Source organism: Clostridium sp. OF09-36 (assembly GCF_003481985.1).
GTDB lineage: Bacteria > Bacillota > Clostridia > Lachnospirales > Lachnospiraceae > Brotaphodocola.
Map to the genome: position 1 here is coordinate 1 of NZ_QUMD01000049.1, position 9,114 is coordinate 9,114.

9 protein-coding genes and 3 pseudogenes are annotated in these 9,114 nt (G+C 53.0%); all 12 read right to left on the reverse strand.

What is annotated here, in order from left to right; all coding sequences use genetic code 11:
* Positions 1 to 404, reverse strand: a 404-nt coding sequence (locus DXA97_RS18980) for a VanZ family protein (protein ID WP_147355609.1), incomplete at its 3' end; no start/stop codon positions are given.
* Between the two features lie 51 nt (positions 405 to 455).
* On the reverse strand, positions 456 to 833 hold the full coding sequence (locus DXA97_RS18985) for a TnpV protein (protein WP_118721414.1): 378 nt from the start codon (positions 831 to 833) through the stop codon (positions 456 to 458).
* Positions 793 to 1,065 (reverse strand): helix-turn-helix domain-containing protein, encoded by a 273-nt coding sequence (locus tag DXA97_RS18990; protein WP_109258341.1) that lies wholly within the window; start codon positions 1,063 to 1,065, stop codon positions 793 to 795. The genes DXA97_RS18985 and DXA97_RS18990 overlap by 41 nt, the downstream gene beginning before the upstream one ends.
* Before the next feature lie 154 nt (positions 1,066 to 1,219).
* On the reverse strand, positions 1,220 to 1,378 hold the full coding sequence (locus DXA97_RS18995; RefSeq protein WP_003500126.1) for a Maff2 family mobile element protein: 159 nt from the start codon (positions 1,376 to 1,378) through the stop codon (positions 1,220 to 1,222).
* Between the two features lie 89 nt (positions 1,379 to 1,467).
* Positions 1,468 to 3,290: pseudogene (locus DXA97_RS19000) on the reverse strand (type IV secretory system conjugative DNA transfer family protein).
* The gene (locus tag DXA97_RS19005; RefSeq protein ID WP_107001182.1) at positions 3,287 to 3,757 is read right to left on the reverse strand and encodes a PcfB family protein; all 471 of its coding nucleotides are present in this window, start codon (positions 3,755 to 3,757) and stop codon (positions 3,287 to 3,289) included. The pseudogene DXA97_RS19000 and the gene DXA97_RS19005 overlap by 4 nt, the downstream one beginning before the upstream one ends.
* 91 nt (positions 3,758 to 3,848) lie before the next feature.
* A pseudogene (locus DXA97_RS19010) lies at positions 3,849 to 4,896 on the reverse strand (hypothetical protein).
* A gap of 14 nt (positions 4,897 to 4,910) precedes the next feature.
* Positions 4,911 to 5,624, reverse strand: a complete 714-nt coding sequence (locus tag DXA97_RS19015) for an antirestriction protein ArdA (protein ID WP_107001184.1) — start codon at positions 5,622 to 5,624, stop codon at positions 4,911 to 4,913.
* 4 nt (positions 5,625 to 5,628) lie between these two features.
* Positions 5,629 to 6,714 carry a DNA cytosine methyltransferase gene (locus tag DXA97_RS19020; protein WP_107001185.1) on the reverse strand — a complete coding sequence of 362 codons (1,086 nt, stop codon included), beginning with the start codon at positions 6,712 to 6,714 and terminating at the stop codon, positions 5,629 to 5,631.
* Positions 6,701 to 7,057, reverse strand: a complete 357-nt coding sequence (locus DXA97_RS19025) for a hypothetical protein (protein ID WP_009901612.1) — start codon at positions 7,055 to 7,057, stop codon at positions 6,701 to 6,703. Before DXA97_RS19025 ends, DXA97_RS19020 begins: the two co-directional genes overlap by 14 nt.
* A 306-nt stretch (positions 7,058 to 7,363) precedes the next feature.
* Positions 7,364 to 8,742: pseudogene (locus tag DXA97_RS19030) on the reverse strand (ParB/RepB/Spo0J family partition protein).
* 45 nt (positions 8,743 to 8,787) lie between these two features.
* On the reverse strand, positions 8,788 to 9,114 hold a 327-nt coding region (locus DXA97_RS20415; protein ID WP_207666858.1), incomplete at its 5' end, for a hypothetical protein.

The following is a 9,114-nucleotide window of genomic DNA, read 5'->3' on the forward strand; positions in this document are numbered from 1 at the left end:
TCGTTTATATCACTGGTTCTAAAAGTAAAAATCTGTGATATTTCAATTAAACTTGTAACTATAAATCCCATTAAGGCAATATTTTTAATGTTTCTAAATTTATCCCACAATATCGGCAAAAAGAAACCAAATGGAACAAATAAAAGTATATTCAAACAAGCATTAACGAAATCCGAAACCATATCCAAAAATGGGATAACGTTCACTGCAAAATCAATTTTCAGAGATGCTATATTAGGGAAGCCAACAAGTGCTAAGACCGCAGTAAAATAAAACCCAAATACCATATAAATAATAGTTCGTTTCCAGCTATGAAAACATAACTTGTTATATATGCACCAAATAGGAATTATAAAAACAGCTGCCGCAACAATTTCGATAAGTGCACTATATATTCTATACATGTTTTTCTACCTCCACAACTGTCGATTTGTCATAATCATTCTATCACACCGTTATGAATAAATCATCTCATGCAAAATAATTTCTTCCGCCCGGTTGTGAATGTTATTGCAACGTTGCACCCATTCCATTTGATGGGTACGCTTCAATTCCTCGGTCACGCCCTCGGTAGTTTTCATCTGCTCTATGATGGTGTCTAACCGTTCCTGTGCCTGTTCGTTCAGGTCTGCAAGATATGTCCATAGCTCTCCGGTCAATATCAATGTGTTCAATCTGGCTGGGTGGACTTCTCTTAAATATTCCCGGTGTAGCCGTCCATACTTTCCAATGGAGCGGTGTTCTTCCGGCAGCTTCAAATCCGGGATGTAGTAATCCCCATCAAGGATATAATCAATTCCGTTTTCTGTTATTCTCGGTTTCAATTCGCTCATGTTCCTTACCTCCTGTGGAAGCAGGCTCGTCTGGTACTAACTCAATCACATCGGTAATCTCACAATTCAGCGTTTCGCAGATACGGGCTAATGTGTCCATGCTGATGTGCTTTCCCTCTTTGCTCATGTTGGCGATCATATTCGTTGTCATACCGGCGGCAAGCCTTAAATCTTCTTTTCTCATATCACGCTCTAACAGTGTATGCCAGAGTGGTTTATAGCTGATGTGCATATTGTTTTCCTGCCTTCCTATCCATACCACCGGGGCGGCTGCCCCGGCAGGAACTTTTCTCTTATTATAACACCAATCTTGTGTAATCACAATTTATTCTTGTAGCCTGCCGCTGATACCGTCTGGATTGGTTTTTCCTTTCTTTTTGTTCCCTTTAATTAGCCATGAACTGCTTAATGCCCTGTGATTTTGCCGCAGGGTTGTCCGACCCGTAACCTTCCAGAAGGTTGATGACACCCCACACCGCCAGACCGGCGCCAAGAGCCATGACCAGAATTTTAAGAATGTCGATTGCCTGATTGAAAAATTCCATATACGTTCCTCCATTTTGTTTGTTTGATGGTTTTGGGTACAAAAAAAGCCGCCCACATCGGCGGCGCTTCGGGTCATCATGGCCCGAAGTTACACGAACTCGTCGCTGTCCAGATCATCGAAGTTCAACAGGTCAGCTTCTTCGTCCGTGTCGGAGCCGTCCACTTCGTACACCGTGTATTCGTCCTCCGGCTTTAGTCTCAATGGCCGGTGGCGGAACAGGCTTTCCAAGCGGAAGGCGTTTTTCTTTTTATCAAATTCGGCTGTGTACTTGTAATTCGGGTGCTTTTTCAAGTCATACTTCGGGGACAGGAAGGGCGGGAGCCCCCGAAGCTGCAAGATACATTTATCCCCGGGCATGGTGGTGATCTCGCTGGTAGTCATCAGCTCCCGGCCAAGCCGCTGCATATTCTGGCTGTAACTTTCAGACTGCCCCCGGCTCCGGCCTTCGGTCTGCATGGAGATGGTGGCCTTGCCCAGCCAGTTTTCCGAAATATCCTTTAGGGTGGAAGCCTCCCGGCCTCCGAGGAACACGATACTGTCCATGTTGCCCATGATGGTTTCAGAATGGTCCTTGTACAATGCCTTGCACTGGCTCATAGCCTGATAAAAGAGTGTCAGGCTGATCTCACGGGAACGGATGACAGCCACAATTTTCTCCAGCCCCGGCACCTGCCCGGTGTTGGCAGCCTCGTCCCACAGCACCCGCACATGGTAGGGCAGACGCCCGCCATAGGTATTGTCAGCCCGTTCACACAGAAGGTTGAACATCTGCGAAAAAGCGAGGGCAACCAAAAAGTTGTAGGTGGTGTCCGTGTCGCTGATAAGGAAGAACAGCGCTGATTTTTCATCCCCCAGCTTATCAAGCTCCAGTTCGTCATAGGACATGATCTCCCGAAGCTGGGGAATGTCAAAGGGGGCAAGTCTGGCTCCGCAGCTAATCAGTATGCTTTTAGCTGTCTTGCCGCTGGCCAGCTTGTATTTCTTATACTGTCTCACAGCGAAGTGCTGGGGACTGCGGCGTTCCAGCCCATCGAACATATAGTCAACCGCATTTTTGAAGGTTCGTCATCTTCCCGGACTTCCATGCTGTTTATCATTTCCACCAGCGTATTCATGTTGCGTTCTTCCTCCGGCCCCTCAAAGACGATATAGGCCACAAGGGCGCAGTACAAAAGGGTTTCGGCTTTTGTCCAGAACTCGTCGCCCTCCTTGCCATCGCCTTTGGTATTGGCAATCAGGGCGGTAACGAATTTCAAAACATCGCTTTCCGTCTTGATATAGGCCAGCGGATTGTAGTGCATGGATTTGGAGAAGTCGATACTGTTGAACACCCGCACCCTGTATTTTTCCCTTTGCAGGAACCGCCCGCACTGGTCGAGGGTGCCGCCCTTCGGGTCTACCACCACATACGAGGAATGGGCTTGAAGGAGCTGCGGGGTCAGCCAGAACCTTGTCTTTCCCGAGCCGGACGAGCCGATGACACAGGCGTTTAGGTTCCGGGCATTGGCAGGTACCTTCGGACGGGTGTTCATGGTAAGGAACTCCGTCCCGGTTAAAATGACATTGTTCTGAAATTTAGGGTCTACAAACGGCTTTATATCCTCCTTTGTTCCAAAGCGGGCGGTGCCGTACTCCGCATCCCGCCGGAATTTTTTTGCCTTCCTGATCTTTGACTGTATCAGCAGATACATCCCAGCCGCACCGGCAAGGCCCACCAGCAGGTCAATACCGCCCAGCCCCGGCCAGTAGGTTTCAAAGGCTTTCGGGAAGGTGTCGAGCATCCCCATGAGCTTTGTCCCGAAGTCTGTGCCGGGTGCAGTCCGGTAGGCCGTCCCGATTTTGGAAAAAAACCAGAACACAAAGAGGTACGGCAGGTTGGGGAGCACATATTTTCTGATCTTGTCACTCAACGTCCGTCCTTCACCGCCTCTCTGGTCCGCTGCTTCTCCTTTGCCTGCGTCCTGATCTGCTCCGTGAATTTCCGAAGCTGGCCGAGGATAGAAGGCTTGTCCTGCTCTTTGTCCAGCACCTTTGCACTGTACTTCTGGAAGGCCGCCGTGATAGCGTCCGCCTGATTGGCTTTGAAAAACAGCAGGTAATGGCCGGGGCTCACTTTATGGAAAGCGTAGTCCACATGGAACTCCTTCGCGATCCGGTCAAAATCCTTCGGGGCTCCCACATAGGGCATGGCGCTTTTGCCGCCATAGTGGTTCATCAGCTTTTTCACACTCTGGCGTCCCTGTGGGGTCAGCGCCTTCCGGTGGTGCTTTTGCAGCGTCCGCACCACCTTCCCAAGAGCGGCAGCCAGCACTTTTCCCGTGAGCTTCGTTGTCCTGATCGAAAGGGCAACCGTTTTTTGGTTTACTTCTTCCTGCATAAAACCTCCTTTCCGTCGGGGTTCCCGCTATCCGGGAGGCCCCCGTACAATCTCGGCGAACAGAAAGCCTCGGGCCAATGTGGCCCGAGGCTTACCGCTCGGCATCCCTGCCGGACGGAGCTTTCTTTTCCGGCTCCGTCTGGACTTTTTCGCCCTGTTCCCGCATGGTCTGCAAGATAGAGGGCTTCTTTTGAAGCTGGGAGCTTTTCGCCGGACAGCGGCTTGATACATTCCAGCCGGTCAGCCGCCCGGATGGCGTTGTCCGTGAGCTGCCTCTGCCATGCACCCACGCTGGGAGCCCAACGAAAGCCGCTGCTTTTCAGCTCGGCCCGGGTGTCCGCGTCAGGCTTTCCGTCAAAGAACACCTGCAAGCGGTTGTCCTCCCGGTTCATTTCCACACGACCCCCATCGAACTCCCAGCCGGAAAATTCCTGCTGTGCCTGTTTGGAAAGCTGTTCGATACGGGCCTTTACCCGGCGGATCTCCGCGTTGTTGTTGGTAAGCTGGTAGCTTTCAAAGGGCCTCGGGTCGCTCCGCCAGCTTGACGCCATGCTTGCTTTCAGCTTTTCGATCTGGTCCGGCGACAGCAGCGCACAGCCATCCAGTTTGCCATGCTTGCGGTAATAGGCGTTGACCTCCTTCATAATGAGCTGGGAGCGTTCCAGCCCGTCCAGCTTCTTCTGGAGCTTTTCAATCGCTGCCGGGTCATCGGCGCTGATCCCGCCCATGCCGGTACTGCGTATCTTATCCAGCAGCCCTTGAATATACTGCCATTCCTCCATGTTGCTGTCCCGGGCCCGGTTCTGTTTTTCCTTCTTCCCCACCGGGAAATTGGCAGGTCCGGCGATCATCACAGAGGGAACCCTTGCGTCAATGGCAAAGCCCTGGTTCATGTTTTCAGCCAGCTTTCGGGCATAGGTGTCTAACAAATGGTCGATCTTCTCATGGTACATGGGGGCCACCCGGGATTTCTGCTTTTCCGCTATGGCGGCGGCCTTGTCCACCATTGCCCGGTATTCCGCCGTTGCGCTCCCTTCCTTGTAGTCGGAAAAGCTGTTCATTTCCTTTGCCCGGCGGGCGGCTCCTTCATTGATAGGGTAATAGTTGATGGTATGCACCTCCTTCATGCTTCGGGCCATGCTGGCCCGAAGTCCTACCGTTCTTCATGGGAAGGCCCCGCCTTGTCCTTTTTCGGAGCGGGCGGGGCTTCTTGAAACCGTTTGAGTGCAACGAGAATGGAGTGGACAGGTTCGGCCTTTTCAGGATAGGCAAATATCCGGTGTTCCGGCGGAATGTCCTGCGGCCCGTGGTAATACTCCTTGAAGCCCTCCGGGACTGCCGACACATATCCACCGGGAGCGAATACGCCGCCCTCGTTGATACGCACATCCCGCCCGTATGCTTCATAATCGAAGTAGTTCTGAATGTGCTCCGGTATGTCGATGGTCCCAAGCTCGTCGGCGTAAAGGCGGCCCAGCCCTTCATCATCGGAAATATCCGGGTAAAAGCGGTAAAGGTCAAGGTTCTGCGTCAGGTTTATCAAATCCTTCACGCTCCGTGTGTGGTTTCCCAAGACAAGAGCGGCTTCAAAGGTTTCCAGTCCGCCCTTATCCCGTACTTCCAGCAGGGCGTGGCCCAGCTCGTTCAGCTCGTCGATGTTCTCACATTCGTAGAGATGATCGTAGAGCCCCAGCACATCGCTGTCAAAGCTGGTAAAGAACACTTCGCTGTACCGTTTCCCGTCTATCCCGATTTTGGCAAGGGCGGCCTGCAACTCCTGTGTCGTCGTGGGGAAATGTACCGTTGTCCCTACCTCAATCCCCATCAAGGGGTACAGGGCGGTGTTGGTTATATAGGCTTCAAACATGGGCTCATTCCTCCTTTCCGGCCCGGTCAGCCAGCACCTCATAGATCCCGGCCATAATGTAATCGGCGCAAGGGAGGGCAATCGCGTTCCCCAGCGCCTTGTAGCGTTGCAGAGGCCGGATCTCCACGCCGTCCGCCCCGTACTTTGTCCAGCCCTCTGGCAGCCCCATCAGCCGTTCGCTTTCCGTTTCCGTCAGAAAACGGATACAGCCGCCCTCCGGGTCGCCCTCATACCAGAAGGCGAAGGGCGTCACGTCACTGGCTAAAAGAGTGGGAAAAGGGTCAGTTGGTAATCCGAAGCTGTTTCGGAAGGCCGTTTCTTCCTGCCTTTTTGCCGCTCCCCGCATACGGAAGCACTGAAAGGGGTGGATGACTGGTATCTGCCGCCCTGTTTCAAAAGAAGCTGTTCGATCTCCTTCGGCGGCGGCCCGCCCGCCCTCTCCGCAAGGCGGAGGAAGTGGGAGCATTGGACGGGGCTTAAATAGTATGTCTGCGGCACGTCTGCCTCCAAAATCCGCCACGACGAAAATCCGCTGCCTTCGTGCCAGCCTTCGGGTGCCTGCCCAATACTGGGCGTCCATGAGCCGCCAGCACACATCAGGCGTTCCCCCTCGCACCATTCCGGCATTTCCCCATCTTCCCGAAGGAGGCATTGGAACTTCGGTGTCCGAGAAGGCGGATAGGACGGCTCTAAAGTCCATCCGGTCATTTGTAGAAAACGCTCCCATGACGTTTTCCCAAACAGCGATAGCTGGATATAGGTTATCAGTAGCATCCCTCATTTCCTGTATGATACGAAACGCCTGATAGAACAGGCTTGATTTTGCCCCGGCAAGGCCGGAGCGGTTGCCGATCAGAGAAAGGTTCTGACAGGGGGAACCGAAGGTTATCACATGGACCGGCGGGATTTTCCCGCCGTCCACCTTCGTAATATCTCCCAAATGCGCCATATCGGGAAAGTGCCTTTTGGTTATGGAGATGGGCGCTTTTTCAATCTCGCTGGCCCAGACCGGACGGATACCGCACCGGGAAGCAGCCAGAGGGAACACGCCGATCCCGTCGAAAAGGCTCCCCAGCTTAATGTCCGGCATGGCCCGGGGTGCCGTGTCCCTTCACGGCAAGCACCCCTTCCAGCGTTGTCGCCGCAATGCCCAGCCGTCCGGCAACCGCAATATCGTTTTTCACATCCTCGTCCACAACGCTGCCGCAGACGATCAGGGTATGAGAACGCCGCAGCATATCCCGGCGCATATCAATCCCGGCCTTATGTTCCTCGGGAACGCTGTCATTCAAAAACAGCGGCAGGTACAAGAGCGGGCAGATCGGGGAAAAGCCCGCCTCATAAGCAAGGCGGCAGTAGTGAGCCGCCAGCTCCATATCAACATCCGGCTCGCCGCTCCATGCGGCGGTCAGGTACGCTAAAGGTCGTTTCATTGGTTGAGCCTCCATTTCTGTTTTGGTTTAGGGAAAAGCAAGAGTTCGCCCAATCCCTCCGCCCCTTCCCCCGGGAAGGGGAACGGCTCTGGAGAATTTATATCCCCGTCGCTTGACCGGGAAAAAGCATAACCGGGAGAAATCCGTCAAGGGTGCCTCTGGCACCGCCTGCGGCGGCGCTGCCCTTGACTGATTTTCCCGGCTATGCTACGGAATAACTGGCGACGGGGAATCATTTATATCTCCAGAGCTTCGGGGCGCGGGGCAGAGCGCAATCCTCGGGCCATGCTGACCCGAAGTTTTAGCTTACTTTTCCTGTTCGGTTTTCTTCTCCGGTTTTTCGTGTTCCTTCTGCTGACCCTTCCAGTCGTCCAGCAGCTTGATGATCTGGTCCTTCATTTCCCTCGGCGTAGTTTCCTTGCCGAAATACTTGCTCAGTTCCGCACCTGTCAAAATCACTTTGTCTACCTCCTTTTTGTCCTCCATCATAATGCCGTCGATCACATCCCCGTTGAGCAGCTTCTTTTCGTCCAGTTCCCGCATACGCTTTGCCTGCGCCTGTGAAGGCGAGGACTGCTGGCTGTCAATGGCAACGGCGATATAGTTCTGGTTCTTCTTGCCGATATAGGAAAGCTCCACCGCCGTAGTAAAGCCCAGTTTTTTTTCATCCATCAGCTTCATCAAGTCGGGAACCAGCTCATTGAGCCGGATATACCGCTGCACCTGTTTGACCGCCATCTTATTACGCTCGGCCACAATTTCGTTGGAGCGTTTTCCTGCGTCCTTCGGGTCAATCTGGCCCGAAGTGCGGGAGCCTGGTGCTTGATAGCCTCAAGCTGCATTTTCAAGGCTTTGGCCCGCTCACTGGGGAGGATTTCTTCACGCTGGTTGAGATTATCCTCGACCATCTGCGTGATGGCTTCATCGTCTGTCAGGTTTCGGACGATACAGGGCATATCCGCATATCCGGCAAGCTCGCTGGCTTTCTGGCGGCGGTGGCCGGACACGATCTCATAGCCGCCATCCTCACGGGGACGGACGATAGCGGGCTGGGTCACGCCCTTGTCCTTAACGCTGGACACCATAGCCCGCATTTCTTCATCGTCCCGGACTTCAAAGGGATGGTTCTTGAAGGCGTGGAGTTCGTTCAGCTTGATATAGACGATCTGCTCCTTGCCCCGGCGTGGAGCATCCTTCGGTTTTTCGGGTTCCTTCGGAGCGGGAGCGGCCTGTACCGTTGGAGCCGTTTTTTTCTCCGGTTCCTTTTTGACCGCCTTTTCCGTTTTCTGTGCGGGAGCTTTGGATTTCGAGGCTGCGTCCTTGTCCTTATCTGCTTTCGGGGGACGGCCCCGGCGCTTCGGCTGTTCCGGCTCTTTGGGTTTTTCCTCTGCTTTTTTCGGAGCCTCCGGCTGCTTTTCCGGTTTCTCCGCTTTTGCCGGGTCAGGCTTTTCCACGCCGGGAGCTGCCGCTCGTTCCTCGGCTTTCTTTTCCTTCATAATTTCAGCGAAGTTATAGACAGAAACCTGTGGGGTCTTTACCTCTGGTTCCGTCTTTTTTTCCGGCTCCGGGGAAACGGAAACCTTCTCCGACTCTTTTGGGGGATTAGGCGGTGTTTCCTTGCCCGGCCCGCTATCCGTTACCGGCTGTTCCGGCGTTTTTGTGGTTTTATCATCTGCCATAAGCATTTACCTCCTGTTTTTTGGCATGAAAAAAGGGGCTCAACTTTTCAGTCAAGCCCCCGTGGGAAGTTCCTCCTTTCTCCGCCATGATACAAAAATACCGCCCGTAGTCTCGTTTGGGCGGTACTTTGTGTAAGATTGGCAGTCCATTATTAAGTTTTTTATTATGTTCCCTTTGTACACCGTTGCAAGGGTACTTTCCGATTCTTTTTCCCATGCTTCAAAGAAACTTTTGTTCGTATCCGTTTCAAGAGACAGCTCCCTCTCACGAAGTAAAAATTCCTCAACCAACTGCAGCTGGCTGTAGTACCCACTCACCTGAAGATCATAGGTCTGTTGTATCTGTTCAACAACAGCTCCCATACTGCTTTTTCCATT